This is a genomic window from Aquirufa sp. A-Brett2-W8 (assembly GCF_054558755.1).
Map to the genome: position 1 here is coordinate 101,880 of NZ_JBPXKS010000008.1, position 22,224 is coordinate 124,103.

The 22,224-nt window shown below is 42.6% G+C and carries 18 protein-coding genes and 1 tRNA gene; 8 read left to right on the top strand and 11 right to left on the bottom strand.

The annotated features are described in order from the left end of the window. The first annotated feature begins 34 nt into the window (after positions 1-34). Together ACST13_RS09205 and ACST13_RS09210 are read left to right on the top strand one after the other, a co-directional pair. Positions 35-2,677: an MGH1-like glycoside hydrolase domain-containing protein gene (locus ACST13_RS09205; protein ID WP_459522900.1), complete on the top strand. Its 2,643-nt coding sequence runs from the start codon at positions 35-37 to the stop codon at positions 2,675-2,677. Then, positions 2,664-3,137 carry a RidA family protein gene (locus ACST13_RS09210; protein ID WP_459522901.1) on the top strand — a complete coding sequence of 158 codons (474 nt, stop codon included), beginning with the start codon at positions 2,664-2,666 and terminating at the stop codon, positions 3,135-3,137. Before ACST13_RS09205 ends, ACST13_RS09210 begins: the two co-directional genes overlap by 14 nt. On the opposite strand, the gene nadA is transcribed toward ACST13_RS09210, so the two are convergent. Together nadA and nadC are read right to left on the bottom strand one after the other, a co-directional pair. Continuing rightward, a complete protein-coding gene (nadA, locus tag ACST13_RS09215; protein WP_459522902.1) occupies positions 3,134-4,120 on the bottom strand; it encodes a quinolinate synthase NadA in 987 nt (328 codons plus the stop codon). The two genes, ACST13_RS09210 and nadA, sit on opposite strands and share 4 nt — an antisense overlap. Continuing rightward, positions 4,117-4,971 (bottom strand): carboxylating nicotinate-nucleotide diphosphorylase, encoded by an 855-nt coding sequence (gene nadC / locus ACST13_RS09220; protein WP_459522903.1) that lies wholly within the window; start codon positions 4,969-4,971, stop codon positions 4,117-4,119. Before nadC ends, nadA begins: the two co-directional genes overlap by 4 nt. 82 nt (positions 4,972-5,053) lie before the next feature. On the opposite strand from nadC, the gene ACST13_RS09225 reads away from it, so the two are divergent. The 4 genes from ACST13_RS09225 (at position 5,054) to ACST13_RS09240 (ending at position 11,650) form a co-directional block, all read left to right on the top strand. Next, complete coding sequence (locus ACST13_RS09225) at positions 5,054-5,383, top strand: hypothetical protein (RefSeq protein WP_459522904.1); 330 nt, start codon at positions 5,054-5,056, stop codon at positions 5,381-5,383. Between the two features lie 123 nt (positions 5,384-5,506). Next, on the top strand, positions 5,507-8,437 hold the full coding sequence (gene secDF / locus ACST13_RS09230; protein WP_459522905.1) for a protein translocase subunit SecDF: 2,931 nt from the start codon (positions 5,507-5,509) through the stop codon (positions 8,435-8,437). Positions 8,438-8,499: 62 nt separating this feature from the next. After that, positions 8,500-9,948 carry an APC family permease gene (locus ACST13_RS09235; RefSeq protein ID WP_459522906.1) on the top strand — a complete coding sequence of 483 codons (1,449 nt, stop codon included), beginning with the start codon at positions 8,500-8,502 and terminating at the stop codon, positions 9,946-9,948. Positions 9,949-10,057: 109 nt separating this feature from the next. Continuing rightward, positions 10,058-11,650 carry a peptide chain release factor 3 gene (locus tag ACST13_RS09240; RefSeq protein WP_459522907.1) on the top strand — a complete coding sequence of 531 codons (1,593 nt, stop codon included), beginning with the start codon at positions 10,058-10,060 and terminating at the stop codon, positions 11,648-11,650. On the opposite strand, the gene ACST13_RS09245 is transcribed toward ACST13_RS09240, so the two are convergent. The 8 genes from ACST13_RS09245 to ACST13_RS09280 form a co-directional block, all read right to left on the bottom strand. Continuing rightward, a complete protein-coding gene (locus ACST13_RS09245) occupies positions 11,651-12,838 on the bottom strand; it encodes a Gfo/Idh/MocA family protein (protein ID WP_459522908.1) in 1,188 nt (395 codons plus the stop codon). It abuts the gene before it with no gap. Further along, entirely contained in the window at positions 12,838-13,653 is an 816-nt protein-coding gene (locus ACST13_RS09250) for a phytanoyl-CoA dioxygenase family protein (protein WP_459522909.1), read from the bottom strand. The genes ACST13_RS09245 and ACST13_RS09250 overlap by 1 nt, the downstream gene beginning before the upstream one ends. Positions 13,654-13,822: 169 nt before the next feature. Further along, entirely contained in the window at positions 13,823-14,323 is a 501-nt protein-coding gene (locus ACST13_RS09255; protein WP_459522910.1) for a hypothetical protein, read from the bottom strand. Positions 14,324-14,326: 3 nt separating this feature from the next. Next, positions 14,327-14,782: a hypothetical protein gene (locus tag ACST13_RS09260; RefSeq protein ID WP_459522911.1), complete on the bottom strand. Its 456-nt coding sequence runs from the start codon at positions 14,780-14,782 to the stop codon at positions 14,327-14,329. A gap of 189 nt (positions 14,783-14,971) precedes the next feature. Beyond that, entirely contained in the window at positions 14,972-15,331 is a 360-nt protein-coding gene (locus ACST13_RS09265; RefSeq protein ID WP_459522912.1) for a hypothetical protein, read from the bottom strand. 280 nt (positions 15,332-15,611) lie between these two features. Beyond that, positions 15,612-17,348 carry a phospho-sugar mutase gene (locus ACST13_RS09270; RefSeq protein WP_459522913.1) on the bottom strand — a complete coding sequence of 579 codons (1,737 nt, stop codon included), beginning with the start codon at positions 17,346-17,348 and terminating at the stop codon, positions 15,612-15,614. Between the two features lies 1 nt (position 17,349). Then, on the bottom strand, positions 17,350-18,123 hold the full coding sequence (gene dapF / locus ACST13_RS09275) for a diaminopimelate epimerase (RefSeq protein ID WP_459522914.1): 774 nt from the start codon (positions 18,121-18,123) through the stop codon (positions 17,350-17,352). Positions 18,124-18,140: 17 nt separating this feature from the next. Then, positions 18,141-18,695, bottom strand: a complete 555-nt coding sequence (locus tag ACST13_RS09280; RefSeq protein WP_459522915.1) for a DinB family protein — start codon at positions 18,693-18,695, stop codon at positions 18,141-18,143. A gap of 39 nt (positions 18,696-18,734) precedes the next feature. Between ACST13_RS09280 and ACST13_RS09285 the strand changes: the two genes are divergently transcribed. Continuing rightward, a tRNA-Asp gene (locus ACST13_RS09285) sits at positions 18,735-18,811 on the top strand. A gap of 58 nt (positions 18,812-18,869) precedes the next feature. Here ACST13_RS09285 and ACST13_RS09290 read toward each other — a convergent pair. Further along, entirely contained in the window at positions 18,870-21,071 is a 2,202-nt protein-coding gene (locus ACST13_RS09290) for a B12-binding domain-containing radical SAM protein (RefSeq protein WP_459522916.1), read from the bottom strand. Positions 21,072-21,343: 272 nt separating this feature from the next. Between ACST13_RS09290 and ACST13_RS09295 the strand changes: the two genes are divergently transcribed. Then, entirely contained in the window at positions 21,344-22,216 is an 873-nt protein-coding gene (locus tag ACST13_RS09295) for a PIG-L deacetylase family protein (protein WP_459522917.1), read from the top strand. Positions 22,217-22,224: the final 8 nt, after the last annotated feature.

Here is a 22,224-nt window from a genome sequence, read left to right on the forward strand (position 1 = left end):
ACTAAGTAGAAAATAATATATTTAAGAAATTATTATGTCAGGAATAGGAGCGGAGCGCGCACGATTGCAATTACGAAACGATAATAAAGGGTGGAAAAAGTGGGGTCCTTATTTGACGGAACGTCAATGGGGAACGGTGAGAGAGGATTATTCTGCCCATGGAAATGCCTGGGGTACGATTACGCATGATATGGCTCGTTCTAAAGCCTATCGCTGGGGCGAAGAGGGGATTGGTGGTATTTCGGATAATAAACAACACGTTTGCTTTGCGTTTTCTTTTTGGAACCACCGGGATCATATCCTGAAGGAGCGATTTTTTGGTCTAACTGGGGCCGAATCTAATCACGGAGAAGATGTGAAGGAACTCTACTATTACCAGGATGCTACGCCTACGCATTCCTACCAAAAGATGCTGTATAAGTATCCTCATCAGACTTTTCCTTACCAAAAACTCATCGATGAATCCCAAAAGCGTAACCGGAAAGAGCCGGAATACGAGCTGTTAGATACCGGGATTTTTGACAATAATGAATACTTCGATATTTCCATCGAATATGCGAAAGCAGACGAACAGGATATTTTAATTAAAGTGACCGTAGAAAATCGCTCGAAAGTAGCGGCGCCCATCACGGTTTTACCTACCATTTGGTACCGAAATACCTGGTGCTGGGGGTACGAGAAGTATAATTACAAACCACTTTTAACAGGGGTAGGAAATTCCTTCATCGAGGTAGATCACCGCGTGGTGGGTCGTTTTAAATTATACGCTGAGGAAGCAGATGAATTCCTTTTTTGCGATAATGAGACCAATCTTCAGCGTTTACATAACTCTGCTAATAATTCCCATTTTACGAAAGACGGGATAAATGAGTATATCGTAAATAAAAATAAGCATGCGGTAAATCCGAACCACATCGGGACTAAGGCCGCAGTGAAATTCACGGATAAGATACCGGGGGGAGGCAAGAAAGTATATCGTTTGCGTTTGAGTAATGTGACCCAGCGGGAGCCATTTGCAGATTTTGATAAGATATTCGAAGACCGAATCATCGATGCCGATCAATTCTATGCGGAATTGCAAAAGGGAATCGAGGAGGAGAATTTACGTTCCTTGCAGCGCCAGGCTTGTGCGGGAATGTTATGGACTAAACAATGGTATTATTATAATGTATTCGAGTGGATTAAGGGCGATCCGTCTATGCCGAAGCCAGATGCGAGTCGTAAAAATGGCCGAAACAGTACGTGGAGGCACATGTCTGCGGCAAATATTTTGTCTATGCCGGATAAGTGGGAGTACCCGTGGTTTGCGGCTTGGGATTTAGCTTTTCATACCTTGCCTTTGGCCAGATTAGATCCTGATTTTGCCAAAAGACAGCTAGCCGTTATCCTTCGTGAATATTATATGCACCCGAACGGCCAAATTCCGGCCTACGAATGGTCCTTCTCCGACGTTAACCCACCAGTGCACGCCTGGGCAACCTGGAAAGTGTATGAGATAGACAAGGAGATGAATGGCGGGAAAGGCGATGTGGTCTTTTTGGAACGTATTTTCCATAAATTATTACTCAATTTCACCTGGTGGGTGAACTTGAAAGATGAGGGAGGGAATAATATTTTTGGAGGTGGATTCCTAGGCATGGATAATATCGGGGTGTTCGATCGCTCCGCACAATTACCTACCGGAGGTCACCTCGAACAAGCGGATGGAACGGGTTGGATGGCAATGTATAGCTTGAATATGCTGCGTATTGCCTGCGAAATCGCGATCGAAAATCCCGTATACCAAGATATGGCTTCGAAATTCTTTGAGCATTTCTTGCATATCGCTGGGGCGATGCAATCGATCGGAGGGGATAAGTTAGATCTTTGGGATGAAGACGATCAATTCTATTATGACATGTTACATAAAGAAGATGGATCAGCCGAATTATTAAAGGTGCGTTCGATGGTGGGCTTGATTCCACTTTTCGCTGTGGAAACGCTGACATCTGAGATGCTAGAGAAATTACCGGCCTTTAAACGTAGGGTGGAATGGGTATTAGCTAATCGTCCAGACTTAGCGGGTTTAATTTCCCGCTGGTATGAACCAGGAAAAGGGGAGACACGTTTGCTTTCGATCTTGCGGGGTCATAGAATGAAGATGATCATGAAACGGATGTTTGATGAGACGGAATTCTTATCGGATTACGGTATTCGTTCTTTGTCCAAATACCACAAAGAGAACCCATATAAATTTAGTTACGAGGGAGGCACCTTGCAGGTTGATTATACGCCGGCAGAGTCTACAGGCGATATGTTTGGGGGGAATTCGAACTGGCGTGGACCGATTTGGTTCCCGATGAACTACTTGATTTTGGACTCACTATCGAAATTTTCCGACTATTATGGAACGGATTATGAAGTAGAATTCCCGACGAATTCAGGCGAAATGATGAATATCAAAGACGCTGCTCGTGGAGTTTCCGAACGTTTATTAGCGATGTTTGTGCCAGGTAAAGACGGCAAAATTCCGATGTACGGCGAATACAATAAATTCCAAGATCCCCATTTTAAAGATTCACACCTCTTCTTCGAATATTTCGATGGAGACACAGGAAAGGGATTAGGCGCAAACCACCAAACGGGTTGGACAGGCTTAATCTCCGAAATAATCAGACAATTACATGGCAAAAACTAGTCCAGAAGAGAATTTTGCGGCCTTAGGCCTTGTGCTTCCCCCGGCTCCTAAACCTTTAGGAGTTTACAAACCAGGTTTACAGGTAGATCATTTCTATTATGTTTCAGGCCATGGTACGGTGCAAACAGATGGATCGTTGATCATCGGTCGAATCGGTGCGGCTCTCGATATCGAGGAAGGGAAATTAGCGGCACGTCAGGTGGGTTTGGCTATTTTGGCGACCTTAAAAGCACAATTAGGATCGCTGAATCGCATCAAACGCGTGATTAAAGTCCTAGGCATGGTCAATGCCACGGAGGATTTTTCACGTCATCCTTATGTCATCAATGGATGTAGCGAATTGTTCGCCCAGGTTTGGGGAGAGGAAAATGGAATAGGCGTTCGTTCCGCCGTGGGAATGGGAACTTTGCCCGATAATATTCCGGTAGAAATCGAAGCAATTTTCGAGCTAAACGATTAAACAGAGATATTTAACATGGCTTTCAGTGCTTTATAGGCAGGAACGCGTATTTCTTCGGCTAAATGAATTTCCGGCAGCTCATAATACAAAGCATTGTATAATTTCTCCAATGTATTCATCTTCATATAAGGACATTCACTGCAAGCGCAGGTATTTTGTTCATTAGCAGGCGCTGGAATCAAGTGCTTGTGCGGAACAGATTGCTTCATCTTGTGTAAGATACCCGCCTCTGTCGCCACAATGAACGTCGAATTAGGTGACGTTTCCACGAATTTCAATAAGGCCGTCGTCGAGCCTACATAATCCGCTTCTTTTAAGATCACTTCCTTGCATTCTGGGTGAGCAATCAAAAGCGCCTCCGGATATTCTTGCTTTAAAACAGATAATTTCTCTAAGGATATATCGATATGCACCATACAAGCCCCTTCCCAAAGAATCAACTCCCGTCCTGTCTTATGCGCCACATATCGGCCTAAATTCGCATCTGGGGCGAAAATAATTTCGCGATCCGCTGGAATAGATTCCACGATTTGGACCGCATTCGAAGAGGTACAAATGATGTCCGTCATCGCTTTAATGTCTGCAGAGCAATTGATATAGGAAACGACAATTGCGTTCGGGTGTTTCGCTTTTAAAGCGGCAAATTCTGCTACGGGAACGGAGTCCGCCAGCGAGCAACCCGCATTAAAATCGGGTACTACCACTTTCTTCGTCGGATTCAATATTTTAGCCGTTTCGCCCATGAAATGAACGCCACAAAATACGATCAAATCCGCCTCCGTATTTTCCGCAGCTTGTGATAAACCCAAACTATCGCCTACATAATCAGCTAGTTCTTGAATCTCACCATCCACATAATAGTGCGCTAAAATCACCGCATTTTTCTCCTTCTTCAATCGTTGGATTTCGGTGATTAATTCCACACCTTTTGGTGTAGATCGGGCAATATAGCCCACAGCATTTGCTTCTTCGATTAAATTCATTTTGCTTTTAGGCTTAAATCTAAACTCTTTACCTGGTGGGTTAAAGCCCCCACGGATATGTAATCTACCCCGGTTTCGCCATAGGCGCGGAGTGTTTTTTCTGTGATTCCACCAGACGCTTCTGTCGCGAAACGTCCATCAATTTTTCTAATCGCATCGCGGAGGCGATCGGGTGTAAAATTATCTAACATAATGCGTTTTACCCCACCTATCGCTAGCACTTCGTCTAATTCTGTTTCATTTCTCACCTCAATCATCACTTCGAGCGGTTTAGCTAAGGTTTGGTTATAGCTAAATGCTTTGTCCAAAGCCTGCTTAATTCCTCCCGCAAAATCCACGTGATTATCTTTAATCAAAATCATATCAAACAAGCCGTAGCGGTGATTGACTGCGCCACCGATCTGACAAGCCCATTTTTCCGCTAAGCGAAAATTAGGCGTGGTCTTACGAGTATCTAATAATTTAGCTCTGGTTCCTTCTAGGATGTTCACTAATGATCGCGTATAAGTTGCAATCCCTGACATGCGTTGCATACAATTAAGGACCAAACGCTCCGCTTTCAATATGGATTGGGAAGAACCGCTTACTTCTAAAACGACTTGTCCAGGCTCGATCCAAGAACCATCGTGTATGAACACTTTTACTTGTAATGCCGAATCTACCTCTTTGAAAATAGCCAACGATAATTCCACGCCAGCCAGTACGCCTCTATCTTTTACCTTTAATTCCGCAGTTCCTTTTGCGTCTACCGGAACAGTGGAAAGAGAGGTATGGTCACCCCCACCCACATCTTCCAGAAGGGCTGATTGAATGAAGGCTTGGACGTAAGAAGGGTCTTTGTAGTTAAACATGCGGGTATTTTACCTCCCAAAATTACGAAAATTACCCGGAGAATTGATTTCTAAGAAAAATATCCTATTTTTGCTACCCACAATGCAAAAGAAGGTTAAAATATCTCATCTCATTCTGTTTATCCCCGTGCTATTTTGGCTGGTGGCTAAGCCTATTTCGCTGTTCGCAGTCGAGACAGGTGCAGTAAAGACGGAGAAGACTTCGAAGCAAACGATTGTAAAGGCAGAGCAGCATGTATATCAAGTCGCTACGAACCTACAACTCGATTTTCCACAAGATTGGAATTTCACAAGCCCTACGGAAATCTTCGTTACGCGCTCGATGCAAGCGATTAAATTGCCTGCTTTTACACATCGCACGCAATTCTTACGAATTTTATTTACCCAATTTATAGCCACTCTGGCGCCGTGAGAGGCAGTAATCAGTGGACAGTAATCAGTAGCCAGTAGACAGTAATCAGTCTCCAGCAAACATTCACCATTTACCACTCACCATTTACCATTCATTTACCATTCACCATTAACCATTTAGATTATGCGTTACAAAAGTGCCATTATTTGGCTGTCTACGATAGTTTCAGCCCTATGTATATTCTTCCTATCATTTACTTGGAAGTCTAATCAATTAAAAGACCAAGCCATCCAATATGCAACTTCTGCAGATGGTCAAGTAGATGCGGCGAAGCGTTTACATTTCATTGATTCCCTTTGGAAACAACCGGTTTATATCGGATATACCTTACAAGAAGTGACTCAGTATGCCTTGCAAAAAGGTCTTGACTTAGAAGGTGGATTGCACGCGGTTTTAGAGGTTTCTCCAGCAGAGATCTTGCGTGCTTTATCTGGAAAGAGTAATGATCCAGCATTTGAGAAAGCATTAGCTGCGGCTGGTGCGGCTCAGGCTAGTTCTACGCAATCTTTTAACGAATTGTTCTATGAAGAATTCGCGAAGGCAGCTCCTAACCAAACTTTGGCATCGGTATTCGCTAATTCAGTGAACCGCGGAAAAATATCCTCTACATCGACAGATTCACAAGTGAAGAAGGTGATTGATGCGGAAATCGACGGTGCGGTAGATCGTGTTTATAAGATTATCCAAGCACGTATCGATAAATTCGGTGTAGCTAACCCGAACATCCAACGTTTACCAGGTACAAACCGTATCCAGGTAGAATTGCCAGGGGTGGAGAATCCAGAGCGTGCACGCAAGTTATTATCAGGTGCTGCGAAATTAGAATTCGTAGAGTGTTATGAATTAAACGAGTACGGCGGAGGCTTAAATGCCTTAGGTGCTTTATTAGATAAAGAAGCGAAAGCGCCAGTGGCGGCTGCAACAGCGGCGGCTCCGGCAACTAAAGATACGGCAGCGAATGCGTTGGCAAATAAATTAGCTGCAGCACCTGCTACGAAAGATTCAGGAAAAGCAAAAGCAGATACGTCTGCAGGTTCCGCTTTAACGAAATTATTCTTGCCTTTAGGAAATAACATCGGTGTTTATGTAAAAGACACGGCTCGTGTGAACGCTTTGTTTGCTCGTGCAGAAGTGAAGGCGATGTTCCCAGCGAACTTAACGTTTGCTTGGGCAGCGAAAGGAATTCCAGCTAAGAATGGTGACGAAATTCTTTCTTTAGAGGCTTTGAAGAAAGGCGAAGGCCAATCAGCTCCATTAGAGGGTGATGTGATCACGGATGCGGCGCAAGATTTCGATCAAGCAGGTCGTGCTGAGGTAACGATGGCGATGAACGGAACAGGTGCTCGTATTTGGAAAAACTTAACAGGTGCAAACATCGGACGTCGTATCGCGATCGTTTTAGATGGGTATGTATATTCTGCTCCTGTTATTAATGGAGAGATTCCAGGTGGTCGTTCGTCGATCTCAGGTAGTTTCTCAGTAGAGGAAGCAAAAGATTTAGCGAATGTGTTGAAAGCAGGTAAATTACCAGCTCCCACACGTATCGTAGAAGATGCGTTCATCGGTCCTTCTTTAGGAGCGGAGTCAATTGATCAAGGGTATATGTCGATGGGCTTAGGTCTTTTACTTGTCATCATATTTATGATCGGTTATTATGGCACTCCGGGTTGGATGGCGAATTTGTCATTATTCTTTAACGTCTTCTTTATTGCAGGTGTTTTAGTCCAAATTCAAGCAGCATTAACCCTTCCTGGTATCGCCGGTATCGTGTTAACCTTAGGTATGGCAGTCGATGCGAACGTATTGATTAATGAACGTATTCGCGAGGAATTACATAAAGGCAAAGGCTTATTAGATGCGATTAACGTAGGTTACGAGAAAGCATTGAGTGCGATTTTGGATGGTAATATTACCACGGTCTTGATCGGTGTGATCTTAATTATCTTCGGCTCAGGTTCTGTTAAAGGATTCGGGGTAACACTTTGTATCGGTTTAATTACATCCGTATTTACTGCGGTTTACATCTCTCACATCTTAATTGATTGGATGGCAAAACGTGCGATTAAAGCAGGTAAGGAGAAAGAAATGACTTTCGAGACATTCATCTCTCGTGATCTTTTCAAAGGAATGAACTTCGATTTCATCGGAAAGCGTAAATATTCATATTGGTTCTCTTGGGCTTTAATTGCTATCGGTGCCATCGTATTATTCATGCAAGGTGGATTTAACCTAGGTGTGGATTTCAAAGGTGGTCGTTCGTATGTAGTAGAATTCTCGACGCCGGTTGAATCAGGAAAAGTGAAAGAAGCTTTGGCGGATGATTTCGGTGGAAAAGGAGTGGAAGTGAAAACGTTCAATGGTCCTACGAAATTGAAAGTGACTACGTCTTATTTAGTAGAAGACGAGTCGATTACGGCGAATAATACAGTTCGTACGGCTTTAGAAAATGGATTAAAACAATTCTCAGCTCAGTCGCCTAAGATTGTTTCTACTTCTAAAGTAGGGGCAACGGTAGCCGATGATATTTTGATGCAATCTTTTGTTTCGATCTTCTACGCCTTGATTGCTATCTTTATCTACATCTTGATTCGTTTCCGCAAATGGCAATATTCATTAGGTGGAATAGTTGCCTTAGTTCACGATACTTTAGTGGTATTAGGAGCGGTGGGTATCGTTCGTTTGTTTGGTTTCGAATTAGAAATCGATCAAGTATTTATTGCGGCAGTATTAACGGTGATCGGTTACTCAATTAATGATACGGTGGTAGTATTTGACCGTATCCGGGAGGAGATTGGTTTAGATGCTGATCTTGGTAATAAAGAATTGATGATCAAAACGATCAATGAGTCTATTAACCACACGATGTCTCGTACGGTGATGACAGCGACTACGGTATTCTTAGTAGTTACGGTGTTATTGATTTTCGGAGGTGATGTGTTAAGAGGTTTCTCTTTCGCGATGTTCGTCGGGGTTGTGTTTGGTGCTTATTCGTCTATTTTCGTGGCGGCACCTATTGTGATCGACTTCGGTACTTCGAAGAAAGTAAAGAACTAATTTTTGCCGGCTGATCGTTTGATTGGCCGGTTTTTTTATTTTTCATCAAATAAATTACGATTATGAACAATAGTATTTGGAGAAAGAAACCTATGCATATGTTTGAGCAAGACATGCAAAAAAGCGAGCTCAAGCGTGTATTAGGTAAATGGAGTTTGACTGCTATCGGTATCGGAGCAATCATCGGTGGTGGAGTTTTCGTTTTAACGGGAACTGCGGCGCATTATCATGCAGGTCCAGCCTTAGCGCTTTCATTCGTGATCGCTGGTATTGGCTGTATTTTTGCGGCACTTTGCTATGCCGAGTTTGCAGCGATGTTACCTGTTGAAGGTAGTGCCTATGCCTATGCTTACGGAACGGTAGGTGAAATATTTGCTTGGATTATTGGTTGGGGATTGATTTTAGAATATGCCATGGGCGCGATGACAGTGGCCGTGAGTTGGTCGGGTTATTTTAATAAGCTCCTCCATCTCTTTGGGATACATTTACCTGAAAATTTGACGAATGATCCGGTTACTTTCGGTGGAGCTTCAGTGAATTTACCTGCTCTTGTGATTGTTTGGTTTGTGACCTGGATTTTAGTGAGAGGGATCAAAGAAGCGGCGAGCGCAAATAATTTAATCGTTGTTATAAAAGTAGCCGTGATCTTGTTTGTGATCATCATGGGAGCTTTCTACATCGATGTAGCGAATTGGACTCCGTTCATTCCTGCAGAAGTACCCGTTGCCCGTGAAAATGGAGAAATGCTTCCTGCTTATGGCTGGGGCGGTATTATCTCGGGTGCGTCTGCGATTTTCTTTGCATACATCGGTTTTGATGCCGTGTCTACGCAAGCGGGGGAGGCGATTAATCCAAAGAAGGATATGCCATTTGCAATTATTGCTTCGTTATTGATTTGTACCGTATTGTACATCGCGGTTTCATTAGTGTTAACAGGAATGATCAATTACAAAGATATTACGGGTGATGCCTTAAAGGCGCCAGTTGCCTTTGCATTTGATAAGGCGGGTCAGCCTTGGGCGGTATTTATCATAACGGCGGCAGCTACAGCTGGTTTATTATCTGTAATGCTTGTGATGATGTTAGGCCAAACACGTGTTTTTTTAGGCATGGCGAAAGATGGTTTATTGCCAAAATTCTTTGCGGAAGTTCACCCTACTTTAAAAACACCTTGGAAATCAACGATCCTTGTAGGAGCCGTAGTTTCTATCGTAGCTGGTTTCACCCCTATCTCATTATTAGGTGATATGACTAGTTTCGGTACCTTATTTGCCTTCACGATGGTATGCTTAGCGGTATGGATTTTACGTTTCCGTGATCCAAACCGTGACCGCCCATTCAAAGTGTCTGGCTTGAATATCGTGGCGCCGTTAGGTATTTTGGTGAACACGTTCTTAATCTTGAACTTAGGCCGTACGGCGCAATTGTTTGCCATGGCTTGGTTAGTATTCGGATTAGTAGTTTACTTCTTATATAGTAGACCAAGATCATTGTTGAATACGAGAGAGTAATTCTCTTCGTGTAGTTAGGAGCCGGGGCGAAAGCCCCGGCTCTTTTTTTGCCTTTTAATTCCCCCTTTTTTGGCGTATTTTTGCACCTTGATTTTTTAATGAAGAACGAATGAGTCAGATTGAAACTGAAATTGCGAAACGTAGAACCTTTGGGATTATTTCTCACCCCGATGCTGGTAAGACAACATTGACAGAGAAATTGCTTCTCTTCGGGGGTGCGATCCAAACAGCCGGCGCGGTGAAATCGAATAAAATTAAGAAAGGCGCGACGTCTGACTTTATGGAGATCGAACGTCAGCGTGGTATTTCGGTCGCGACATCCGTAATGACTTTCGAGTATAATAAATTAAAAATCAATATTTTGGATACGCCAGGTCACAAAGACTTCGCAGAAGACACGTACCGTACGTTAACGGCCGTAGATTCCGTGATTTTGGTGATTGACTGCGTGAAGGGGGTTGAGGAACAAACAGAACGTTTAATGGAGGTTTGTCGCATGCGCAAGACTCCCGTCATCATATTTATCAATAAGATGGACCGAGAAGGCCAAAACCCTTTCGATCTTTTGGACGAATTAGAACAAAAATTAGGCATCTCGGTGCGACCTTTGACCTGGCCGATTAATATGGGCCAAAACTTCAAAGGGGTATATAATTTGATGGACAAATCGCTGAATTTATTTTCTGCGAATAAGACCAGAATCGAAAAAGAAGTAGTTGCAGTGGACATCGATTCCCCCGACTTAGATACGCGCGTGGGAGATCGTGACGCACATCAATTGCGCGAAGACGTCGAATTGATTGACGGTGTTTACGAAGCATTCGATCGCAATGATTATTTATCTGGGGATATTGCTCCTGTGTTTTTTGGCTCTGCGGTGAACAATTTTGGTGTACAAGAATTATTAGACACTTTCACTCGCATCGCACCTTCTACTCGCGCGCGTGGCACCGACATACGTATCGTGGAACCAGAAGAAAAGAAATTCACTGGATTCATCTTTAAAATCCACGCTAACTTAGACCCGAAACACCGCGACAGAATCGCTTTTCTACGCATCTGCTCCGGTACTTTTAAACGGAATACCTTTTACCAGCACATTCGCTTAAAGAAAAACGTGCGTTTTGCGAATCCCTATAATTTCATGGCTCAAGATAAAGAGGTCATCGATGAAGGTTTCCCAGGCGACGTAGTCGGATTATATGATACAGGTAACTTCAAAATCGGCGATACACTTACTGAAGGCGAAGTATTGAACTACCAAGGTATCCCTTCTTTCTCTCCAGAAATATTCAAGGAGTTAATGAACCTCGATCCGATGAAGGCCAAACAGCTCGAAAAAGGCATCGACCAATTAACCGACGAAGGAGTGGCTCAACTTTTCTTGCAACCACAACTCGGAAATCGTAAGATCGTGGGTACGGTAGGGGAACTTCAATACGAAGTAATTCAATACCGCCTTGAGCATGAATATGGCGCTAAATGTCGCTTTGAAGGCATGTCAGTAACAAAAGCCTGCTGGATTACGTCCGAAGACCCGAAGAAATTGCAAGAATTTGTCCGCTTAAAGGGCCAAAACATCGCCCAAGACAAAGACGGCAACTACGTGTTCTTAGCTGAATCTGACTGGATCCTTCGCATGAATCAAACAAATAATCCAGAGATAGTATTCCACTTCACCAGTGAGTTCAAATTAGCCTAGTTACGCTATTTCTGAAATAACACCTGTTGATTTATCCTTCACGATAATTTTTTTATCGCCATTCGGAAGAATTTCTTCTTTGATGAGCCAATGCTTTTCATCGTATTCCTGGTAGACTGACGGTTTCGTTAGTCCCCTTTTTCCACGCCATTCCGGGAGTTGGACGGTTTCCCAAAGCTTCGTTTTGGCCGATTTATACGCCGCATCTATGATCGCATTGACTACATAACCATCATAAAATGTTTCGCGTGGTTGTAGGCCCTTTTCATAAGCGTCAAACATGTCATTGAACATCGTAGGGTAGCCTAATTCATGTGCTTCATCGCCCACTGGAAATTGCCAACCTACGTACGTTTCTGCTTTTTCAGCAACATAATTATCCGTATTCCCACTCGTGAACATCTCAAATCCAGTACGCAAAAATGAATTAACCCAAATTGTCCCTTCCGTTCCCATCACTTCATCCCGTAAGTCCATTCCGCCTCTAAACGTCCAGGAAACTTCAAACTGACCGATAGCCCCATTCTCATATTTAACTAATCCAATGGCGTGATCCTCTGCGTCAATGGGTTTTACCTGGGTATCAGCCCAGCACATGACCTCCACGGGAAGCACATCTTTGCCTATAAAATTACGCGCAATCTCAATGCAATGACATCCTAAATCGATCACGGCACCACCCCCAGCTTTCTCCATATCCCAAAACCAATCAGCATGTGGGCCAGGATGAGTCTCTCGGGATTTAGCCCAAAGAATACGCCCTATCGCCCCATCTTCCACACTTTTGACTGATTTTAAAAATTTAGGCGTATAACACAAGTCTTCTAAATACCCCGCAAAAATCCCAGCTTCCTCACAAGCCAAGGTCATGCGCAGCGCTTCTTCGGCCGTTCGGCCTAAGGGTTTCGTACACAGAACCGCTTTTTTATGTTTCACGCAAAGCATGACCGCTTCTTCGTGCAAATAGTTAGGCAAGGCAATAACGACAAATTCAGATTCCGGATGTGCAATGGCCTCTTCCATCTCTGTGCAATAATGGGGTACCGAATAATCCTTCGCGAAGCGAGAGGCTGTGGATTCCTTTCTTGAATAAACGACGGTGACGCTATCTTTGCTTCGTCTGCCACACAGGGATTCGGCATAGAATCTACCAATGAAACCTCCACCCAGAATACATACTTTTGCCATTATTTGTTGATTTTTAACGTGATCTCTTGTTCTTTAGCGAGGAAGTCAGCTCCAATCACTGCTTTTTTTCCGCTTACTAAAATGGCCTCATCCGGCACCATGCTGATAGGCGTAATACAAGATAAGTTTTTCTCCAAAAAGGGTTTATTTGAAGCTAAATTATAGGCTGAAATAACCGACCAACGCGCATTATCGGACAAATTCGCTTCCGATCGGTGCAGCAAATTAGGATGAAAAAACAGCACATCCCCCGCCTTCAATTCGCAATAGACCAGTTCCGAAACCTTCTCCGCCTCTTCCACAAAAGCCATGTCGGCTCCTTGCTGCTCTCCCGCAAAATGGTGTTCAATTCGCTGCATGTGATGTGTGCCTTTCAGTACTTGTAAACAACCATTTTGAATCGTTGCATCCGTCAACGCAATCATCACCGAAACCATCGACTCAGGAAACAGAAACCCATTTTTATACCAATAGCCATAATCTTGATGCCATTCCCAGGCACCGCCTACGCGCGGTTCTTTTTGCATGATTTTGGAATGAAAATGACAAACATCCCCTTCCCCTAAAAGGCTTTGCACCGAAGTAACCATGCGCTTACAGCGCGACATAAGTCCAAAAGAATCATCTCCAGCCGTAAACCAAAGCGTCAATTTTGTTTTTTTACCGTTTTGATCGTTCAGGTCAAAAGCATGATTAACCACGGATTCATCCGTCGCCACCTGAAACAATAAGTCAATTTCTTCAGGTGAAAAAAAGTGGGAAACGTGGATAAATCCATCCTGCTTATACGCATGGATCTGAGATTCAGTCAACATAGTTATCGGTTTTGTTGGCTGAATTTATGGATAATTTTGATAGGTTGTATCCCTTCGAGATTATAGATTATAGAGTAGAGAGTATAGATTAAAGCATAAAGCACAAATAATAAAGTTGGAATCTCCTGCGGAGATGGCTTTGTGAAATATTTATTGGCTGCTTTTAAACTTACATTATCACCTGATTTCCATACAAGGATTGCCTCGTATGTAGCAATCTAACATTATCAACGCTAGGAATCATTCTATTGTTGATTTCAAATAAAATAATAGTTACAAGTCGATTTATTTCTTCTAAACTCGGTTGTTTTCCGTCAATCCTAGGATCACCCGCAATGAATGGTAATATAAACCATTTATTCGTAGCCGAAGGACTCGATTTTATCCAATATGGTTCGCTACGTTTTATACGATCAATAACAAATTTTAGTCCAGTGGAATCTAAATTTCCTGCATGAGTGATATGATTTACAATTCCCTTTTCATCAACATTGAATACAAATATATTTATTGAATAAATGGTTGAGTCAGGGTATCCTTTTTCAATATAATTATTAAAGTTATTTTCAAATTCTGGATGGTTGAATTCTATTTCATTTAGGTTTTTAATCTGGCTATGTGCCAAATTATTAAATGATAGGAAAAGAATGGTAGCTAATATCTTGTTCATAAGTTATAATATTTGTCTTTTGCCAAATCGGCTAGTTCTTGGATGAATAAAAATTACTTTTTCTAAACCTGTATTAAATCTTTTTTCTATTTCGAAAAATAAGTACTCTGTTCTTCTGTAAAAATCAAATCCAGTCTGTTGATTTATGCCATCTGAATTACCCGTAAAGAATGGGTACACAATCCATCTGAAATCATTTGGATTTCCTGTAGTTTTCCAGAACGTTGCTGATTTTGTGATGTTCGATTTTACTATTTGAACATTTAATGTATCTAAATTTCCATCAAAATAAAGGTCAGATATTTTACCATTCCCATTAATTTTAAAAATAAATAAAGAGGCTGTAAGTACTTCTTGATCAAGCACATCAGTCCCTAGATACGTAGATAAATTTTGCCTATAATCAGGGTTTTTAAAGGTAAAGCCGTGCTTAGGATTAGTCTGTCCAAATGATGGCATCAATATCCCAAGAGGAGGATTATTTTTATAAATTTAGTTATTGCAGTATGTGCCATATTTAGTATTATTTGTGCTGTTATAGTTATTGACAACTGTTGAAATTTTTCTCGAAGTTGAGGATTGAAAAATATAGTATTGTAGTAATACGGACTTCCTAATGTTCCTGATTGGGTTAATAGTTTAGCATTTTCAGGATCTATTTTCAAGCAAGATTCCACTAAGTGAATAGACTTTTAATTCTAGCCCGTTTTTGAGTGGAGAATATACTTTATAAACGGCCTCTTGCTTTCCCACCTCTTTAAAAAATACGAGTTCTTTAAAATTCACCGAGTCTTTGGCTGGAACAGAATAGGCGATAGAGCTATCGGATAATTGTAAAGTAGTCATTTTGTCCCATTGGACAGTTTCTAAGGTATTGGGATTTTTATGCAACTCATACCAGGTGGAAATGACATTGTCTGGTTCAATTATTGTTTCTTTTGTACAAGAGATGAGGAAAACTAAGCAGGCTAAAATTAGCAAGCTTAATATGCGAGTTTGATTTTTCATTATAGTGGTTTATTTATCTCAAAGGTGAGTCAATTCAACCACTATAAAAATCAGTAAACTTATAATTTGGACATGAACGTAATCATTATCAGTTTACTTATAATTTACTAAGGCTTCGCCTTTTTTAAAGCATAAAGAACGTATAAAAAAAAGGCCTCCGATCAGAGGCCTTTTTTTATGGTTGCTTATTTATTTCATGAAGTCATCTCCGCAGGAGATTCCACCTCTATACTTTGTGCTTTATACTTTATGCTTTAATCTCTACTCTATAATCACCACTCTACACCAACCCTAAATCCCCCTGAATCACCCCCACCTTCTCTTGCAATTCCGCGTAAACCTTAAAGAAGTCAGCCGCAGAAGCTAATGGAGCATTCACAGAAACATAGAATTTGATTTTAGGTTCTGTTCCAGATGGACGAGCGGATACTTTTGATCCGTCGGCTAGAATTAATTGAATTACGTTAGAAGCTTCGATGCCTAAACCTACTTTGATAGGCGTTGTTTCGCCCGTTAATAAGTCCGTAGAAACTAAGCCCTCGTAGTCTAAAACTCGAACTGGTTTCGAACCTGCCACCGTGGCTGGGACGTTTGAGCGTAAGTTGATCATCATTTGTTTGATCTCCTCGGCGCCGGCTTTTCCTTTTTTGGTTAATGAAATAAGACCCTCGTAGTAGAAATTGTTTTCCACATACATCTCGGCTAAGAAGTCGAAGAGCGATTTGCCCTGATCTTTCGCGTAAGCCGTTAATTCTGCGATCATGGCACAGGAGGCCACCGCGTCTTTATCACGTACCGCATCGCCGATTAAATAGCCATAGGACTCTTCTCCGCCGCCCAGAAACTTTTCTTTTCCTTCTAATTCGCGGATAACTTGTGCGATGTATTTGAAACCCGTTAAGGTATTATAGCAAGGCACGCCTTTCGAGGCGCACATTTTGTCGATTAAATCAGTCGTTACGATGGTCTTCGCGGCGAACTCGTTGCCTTTTAAATCCGATACTTTTAATAAGTAATACAGGATTAGGCTGGCCATTTGGTTGCCGTTTAAGAGGGCCCATTCGCCGTCTGGGCTTTTGACAGCTGCACCTACGCGGTCTGCGTCGGGGTCTGTGGCGATGACTAAGTCGGCATCGATTTCTTTAGCCTTATTTAATGCCAAAGTCAAGGCTTCCTTCTCCTCCGGATTCGGGTAGATAACCGTAGGGAAATTACCGTTAGGAATGGCTTGCTCTTCAACGATCGTAACCGCTTCAAAACCTAATAATTTCAATGCCGGCGGCACTAAGGTAATCCCCGTTCCGTGAATAGGGGAGAAGACGATTTTGAGGTCTTTTTGGCGTTTAATCACCTCCGGCTGGCGGCAGTTGACTAAAATTGTTTGTAAGTATGCCTCGTCAATAGAATCATCTAATAGGTGCAATAAGGCATCATTTCCTGTAAATTTAATCTCAGAAATACTAGAAATAGCGTTCACCTCATTCACGATATTCTTATCGTGAGGCGCCACTACTTGAGATCCGTCTGACCAATAGGCCTTGTAGCCGTTGTATTCCTTCGGATTATGCGATGCGGTGATCACGATACCTGCTTGGCAGCCTAAATGGCGAACCGTGAAGGAAAGCTGTGGCGTAGGGCGCAAAGCCGGGAATAAGTAGACTTCGATGCCATTAGCCGTGAAAATATCCGCCGCAATGCGCGTGAATTCAGGTGAATTATTGCGAGAATCGTGCGCGATGGCTACTTTGATTTTTGGGCCTGGTAAAGACGCATTTAAATAGTTCGCAAAGCCCTGTGTCGCAGCGCCTACTGTGTATTTATTCATGCGATTCGAACCTACTCCCATCTCACCACGCATACCACCTGTGCCAAATTCAAGCGATTTGTAGAATGAATCCGTCAAAGTCGTTTGATCTCCTTTGGCTATTAAATCCTCAATCGTCGCCTTGGTGGCTGAGTCGTAGGGGCCCGAAAGCCATTGGTCCATGTTCTGTTGAGTGGTTGAATCTAGTGTCATATTACACGGATATGGTGCCTGTGAAAACTTGTTTCGCTGGACCTATTAAGAAAATATTAGTAAAACCGGTGATGGCATCGCCGTCGAAATTCACGGCTAATTCACCTCCAAGTGTTTTGATTTTTACGGGTGTTTGTATGTTTTGGAAGGTTTTAGCTACTAAAGCCGCTGCCGTTACACCTGTACCACACGAATAGGTTTCATCTTCTACGCCGCGCTCATAGGTACGAACGAAGAGTGTTTGGTCATCTAATTTTTCTACAAAATTTGCATTCGTACCGTTAATGGGCTGATATGCTTCGGAATAACGAATGGATGCACCTATATTTTTGACATCGTAAAACTGTACCTGCTTCGTAAATCGCACGAAATGTGGCGAACCCGTATTCGTAAAATAATCGTCGTTATGCTGCTCGATACCAGGAACATCCATCATTTGTAAGGAAATCGTTTCTGGATTAATATAGGCCAAATGCGGGCCATCCACCGCGATGAAATGAGCTTTATCGCTCACAAGACCTAGGTCAGATGCAAAGCGAACTAAACAACGCCCCCCATTTCCACACATCGTCCCCGGCGTTCCATCGGAATTTAAATAGACCATCCGGAAATCATAACCTTCTGCCTCTTGCAATAGCATCAATCCATCAGCACCTATCCCAAAACGGCGGTGGCAAAGCAAAGCTATCGCCTCCTGATTTAGGTCAAAGGTCTTTGCGCGGTCATCGACCACGATAAAATCATTTCCAGTACCTTGGTATTTATAGAATTGCATGGTGCAATTTAAGGATTTTAGGCCAAATAACGCTCGTTAATTATCCTAAGGTGATGTTTTTCATGTCCTGCAATCATCCAGGCCAAAGCACGCGCACTAATCGACTTCCCATTAGCCTGCCCCATTTGATTCCATTGTTTGGTTGAAAAGGAATGCAAAAGCAAAGTCGTAGCCTCTCGTATCGCTTTGTATTGAGCTAAAATAGCTGTTGCGTCTTGTGTTTCATATTCCGAAGCGGCTTGGTATTCATTTTCATCAAAACCCGGTAGTGATGTTTTTTCTCCTCTAGATATCGCCAAAACCCGGTAAGAAAATATCCGCTCCGAATCCACGATATGGCCCAGTAAACCTTTCAGACTCCATTTGCCTTCTGCATAGGCGAATTCGGCCTGACCTTTAGCTAAGTTTTCGAAAATGTCACAGATTTCAATGGACTGATTTCTCAACACCTCGAATAAATTTTCATCCGCCTCAAACTTCAGATATTCAGCGAAATAAGGCGCGTTAGGGTATTCATAGCTAGCTGGTAAATGCATAATTTCTAATATTTTTACCCAAAGGTATTGTTTCAAAGCAGAAAATCCCTAATTTTGTGCCACCAATTACAAGACGGTCCGGTAGTTCAGTTGGTTAGAATACATGCCTGTCACGCATGGGGTCGCGGGTTCGAGTCCCGTCCGGACCGCCAACTTGAAAAAAGCTTCAAAGAAATTTGAGGCTTTTTTATTTTCAGCTGGTTTGTGATATTAAACCACAAGCAATCCCATCTCCCGCAATTCCTCTACGATTTCTCCCTGCCAAAATTGGCTAAACTCCCCTAATTTCGCCTGAGTGAATTCTTTTTGGAATTCCTCAAACGTCCAGGTTTTATTTAGTCCCACCGAAATTTGTCCCACGGAAATACGCTCTAGTATATCCACGAGCCAAATGCCCAGCTTCTCCGGAACTTGCAGTTCGATATCTTCACGTCCTAAACTGAAGAGCAAGCTATTTTTTCCTCTCGAATTTTTATTCAGGGAAGGAATAGGGCCTAGCCAACAAATTTTAGTGTTTGCTTTGGGTGTTTTTTCTTCCTTCGCAGTCAATATGCGCGCAATGTAATTTTTCGGAATTTGTGTGCGCGGAATTTTGAAATCAAACCATTCCTGAAGCGGCATGTCTAAGCCAATGCCATGCATGTAATTAAACAAGGATTTCTTTAGGCCTTCGCTAAAGCGGGCATGATCCGTACCAGTTGGATCGGCATGTTCTAAATCATTGTTCGCAAAGCGTCCGGGTTCAGGGTTTAATATTTTTATTTTATAAGCATCCGGATTTAGACCCACTGGACTATGAGCAGTCAGAGCAAATTGATGCCAAAAACCTGATTGCATCACCCCACTCTCTACGAGCTGGCGGACAACTTCTACGGAATCCACTGTCTCTTGCTCCGTCTGCGTAGGAAATCCATACATTAAATAAGCATGTACTAAAATGCCTGCTTGCGTAAAATGATCTGCCACTTGGGCCACCTGAGCAACGGTTACGCCTTTTTCAATTAAGTCTAACAATCGATCCGCCGCCACTTCTAAACCACCCGAAACGGCGATGCAGCCCGAGCGAACCAATAATTGGCATAAATCTTTGGTAAATTTTTTCTCAAATCGAATATTCGTCCACCAAACGACCGTCAAATCCCTGCGGATGATTTCTAACGCCACATCGCGCATCAAAGCCGGAGGTGCGGCTTCATCCACAAAATGAAAACCATTATTCCCCGTTTGCTGGATCATCGCTTCGATACGATCGACCAGCATCGGAGCCGTTGTGAATTCGTAGTCTTTAATGTAAGATAAAGAGATATCGCAAAACGTGCACTTGCCCCAATAACAGCCATGCGCCAGCGTTAATTTATTCCAGCGCCCATCACTCCACAAGCGGTGCATCGGATTCGCGATCTCAATGACCGATAAATAGTGATCCAAATGCAAATCCGTATAATCTGGAACACCTACCTCTTTCTGCTTCACATCGGAATCCTTTGAGCCATTCAGGTAAGTGACTGTTCCATCGATGCAACAAAAAGTGCGTTTCAAATCTTTCAATTCCCTAGAACCTCTCAAATGTTCTAACAGGTTTATTAAAGGCGTTTCCCCATCATCTAGGGTAATAAAGTCGACAAATTCAAATACGCGGGGTTCTTGTAAAGAGCGTAATTCCGTGTTGGCATACCCTCCGCCAAAGGCTACTTTGATTTCAGGATGGTGTTTCTTCAACCACTGCCCACAGCGCAACGCACTGTATAAATTACCTGGGAATGGCGCGGTTATAGCCACTAAATCGGGTTTTTCTGCCTCGATTTTGGACTTCAGAATATTTACTAGCAACTCATCGATGTAGGTAAGCGGGGCATTTAATGCCTGGTTTAACTCCTGAAAACTGGAGGCAGATCGACCGAGCCGCTCCGCGTAGCGACTAAACCCAAAATGAGGGTCCACCGCATCAATGATTAAATCAGAAATATCTTCTAAATAGAGCGTGGCTAAATGCCTGGCTTTATCGCGCACACCCATGCTGCCAAACGCCCATTCTAAATCCGTTACTTGCTGAAAACGAGATGCTTCCGGTAGGTAATTTTGTTCGCCAATGACATGCGCGAGTGTGGGGTTTTTATCGTGTAAAAAGGAAATGACCGGGTCGATGGTGCGAATGTAGGACTGTTTTAGTCTTAGCATTCGCTGCCCGTTTTCATTCAGTTTTTTACCAGCTGCTTCTATGTGCGCAAATAGCTGTTCAAGGCCGCTGGCAGAAAAAAGTTGGAGGATGACTTCTAGGCCTAAGTCGGCCTGATAAGATGCCAAACCTTTGGTATTCATAAAACCCTTTAAATAGGCCGTCGCGGGGTAGGACGTATTTAATTGGGTAAATGGAGGGGTGATAAAAAATACCTTCGGATCTCTTGAGTTCATCTACATCAAAAGTACTTGAAAAGCGGTAAAAAGAAAACAGGCCATCTATTGATAGCCTGTTTTCTTTTTTTCTCTTTTTTCTTCTTTTTTCTCCTTCGGAGTTTTAGCGGGTTCTTTCTTGTCCGCCTTCTTGGAATTCATGCCTTTTGCCATGTGAATAGGGGTTTAGGAAGGCAAGTTCGGGAAAATTGTTGAAAAACCTAGAATTGTAAATTTTTCATTTTTGAATTTTAGACTTAATTGCCTAACATTGAGTACTAAACCTATTGAAAATGAAAAACTTACTAGTAGCTATATGCTTAATCGTTAGCATAGGATTGCAGGCACAAACTAAACCTTTACGTATCATATTTATTGGGGCTCATCCGGATGATTGCGATATTAAAGGGGGAGGAACGGCGGCTCTATTTGTGGAGATGGGACATCAGGTTAAATTTTTGTCTGTTACAAATGGGGATGCAGGTCATCAGTCGCAGGGCGGAGGCATGTTAGCTAAACGACGTATTGCGGAAACCAAGGAGGTGGCTAAGCGTTTGGGAGTTTCTTACGATGTGTTAGATAATCACGACGGGGAATTGTTGCCTACTTTGGAAATAAGATTACAAATCATTCGTAAAATTAGGGAGTGGAAGGCCGATGTGGTAATTGCCCCTAGGTCAAATGATTATCATCCAGATCATCGTTATACAGGTGTTTTAGTGCAGGATGCGGCCTTTATGGTGGGTGTTCCTAATATCGCTCCAGACACCGAGCCTTTGCGCAAAAATCCAGTATTCTTATATTTTCAGGATAGTTTTAAAAAGCCGAATCCATTCCAGGCGGATATTGCTGTAGATATTACACCAGTAATCGAAAAGAAAATAGCTGGCCTAGATGCGCATCAATCGCAATTTTATGAGTGGCTTCCTTGGATAGGAAATTATGAGGAGGATGTTCCCAAAGACCCAGCTAAATACAAAGCCTATCTGTTAGAAAAGAGAGTGGCTAAACCTAATGCAGGCACTCAAAAGAGCCTTGAAAAATGGTATGGTTCCGCTCGTGCTGCGAAGGCGCTTTATGCGGAAGCCTTTGAAATATGCGAATATGGCACGCAACCTACGGAAGCCGATATTCGAAGATTGTTTCCTATGTTAAAAATGGATTAACACGTTAA